Origin of the sequence: Streptomyces sp. NPDC005195 (genome assembly GCF_040608315.1) — a bacterium.
In the GTDB taxonomy this organism is placed as follows: Bacteria; Actinomycetota; Actinomycetes; order Streptomycetales; family Streptomycetaceae; genus Streptomyces; species Streptomyces kaempferi.
On record NZ_JBEXHZ010000300.1, the window covers coordinates 1 to 1,745 of the forward strand.

Consider the following 1,745-nt stretch of genomic DNA (forward strand, 5'->3'; position numbering starts at 1 on the left):
GCCTGCGCCCCGGGCCGGGCGGGGAGCGGCACAGGGCGTGCCGGGGTCTGCCGTGCGCCGCGGAACCCCTCGCGGTCGAAGGGGACTCCGCGGCGCCAGACGCGCCGGATGGCCCGGGTGGCGGTGATGTCCGTGGTGGGGTCGCCCTCGACGAGCAGCAGATCGGCCCGCAGGCCGGGGGCGATCCGCCCGCGGTCGGAGAGTCCGAAGAGCCGGGCGGGTGCCGAGGTGGCGGATCGCAGCGCCTCGACGGGGGTGAGTCCGGCGGCCACGAGCAGTTCGAGTTCGCGGTGCAGTGCGGCGCCGTGGACCACCGGGCAGGCCCGTCCCGGCGCGTTGTTGGCGTCCGTGCCCGCGACCAGGGTCACTCCGGCCTCGTGCAGCCGGCGTGCGGTGGCGAGTGCGTGGGCGAAGTCGAGGTCCGGGGCCGGGACGGTCACGGCGAGTCCCTCGGTGCCGTTCCTGATCGCGGCGGCGGCGTCGGCGGGCAGGTGGGCGGCGATGCGGTCGTCGTCGGCGAGGGCGCGTCCGCCGCGCGCTCCGCTCGACATCTCCATCATCGCCAGGGTGGGGATGACGAACCTGCCGTCCGCCGCGGTCCGCGCGACCAGGTCCTCGGGCAGCGGTGCCGCCACGGGGACGTGGGTGAACGCGTCGGCTCCCGCGGCCAGCGCGGCGCGTACCGTCTTCTCGTCGGCGACGTGGGCGACGGTCAGCAGGCCTTCCCGCCGGGCCGCCGCGGTCACCGCGCGCGCGGTCGGCCCGTCCAGGGTCGGCAGGTCGGCGCCGTGGTGGCCGCCGTCGTCGAACATCATCTTGATGTGGTGCGCGCCTTCCTTCCGGCGTGCCGTCACCTGTTCCTGTGCGTCGTCGGGGCCGGCCAGCGAGGGGAGGAAGGGCATCGAGGCCGCCGGGTGGCCGCCGGCCGCGCACAGCACGGTTCCGGAGCTGCGCAGGTCGGCGACGTCGTCGGTGCGTGCCGCGGTGTCGCAGAGCCAGGCGGTCAGTGCGGGCGGGAAGCTGAACATGTCGAGCTCGGTGGTGACTCCGAACGCCAGTGCCAGCCGCAGGTTGTACAGGGTGCCCATGACATGGGTGTGTCCGTCGATCAGTCCGGGCAGCAGGGTGTGGCCGGTGGCGTCGATCACCTCGGTCACCCGGGGGTCCGTGGAGGCGTCCGCTTCCGGGGCGGGTGTCACCGCGGCCACGAGTCCGTCGTCGATCAGTACGGAGATCCCGTCCCGTACCCGTTCGCCGTCGAAGACGCGGGCATGGTCAACACGGATCATGGAGGGACCCCCATCGATTGAACCGCCGGCCCGGACAGTGGGAGCGGCCGGTCACTGGTGTCTCACCGACCAAGGACACACGGTGCGAGGACCGCGTCCCAGGTCCGGCGCGAGAGTGTAGAAGTTCGCTTAGGCGAGTCAACTCCGCTGATTTCAGGGGGCTTTGGTGCTCCATGCTCGTTCCCGTTGCGCTTACCGCGATGAGGTGAGGTGGCGTGAGGTCAGTGAACAGCGGGTCGAACGGCCCGTACGAGCAGGAGAGTTCGCGGGCGGAGCCGCGGTCCGGGCCGCCCGTCCCCCCGGCGCCCGGTCCCTTCGGGCCGCGGTCGGCGGTCGTGGCCGGGCTGGGCAGCTCGGTGCCCGCCACGGTGGTCTCCAACGACGACCTGGCCGCCGTCCTCGACACCGATGACGAGTGGATCCGCCGCCGCACCGGCATCCGGCACCGGCGGGTGG

General features: G+C 73.5%; 1 protein-coding gene and 1 pseudogene. One reads left to right on the forward strand and one right to left on the reverse strand.

Annotation, left to right across the window (positions count from 1 at the left end; all coding sequences use genetic code 11):
- The coding region (locus ABZV34_RS39145; RefSeq protein WP_356287966.1) for an amidohydrolase family protein at window positions 1-1,289 on the reverse strand (1,289 nt) is incomplete at its 3' end.
- Window positions 1,290-1,504: 215 nt separating this feature from the next.
- Between ABZV34_RS39145 and ABZV34_RS39150 the strand changes: the two are divergent.
- Window positions 1,505-1,745 (forward strand): annotated as a pseudogene (locus ABZV34_RS39150) (hypothetical protein); the annotation flags it as partial.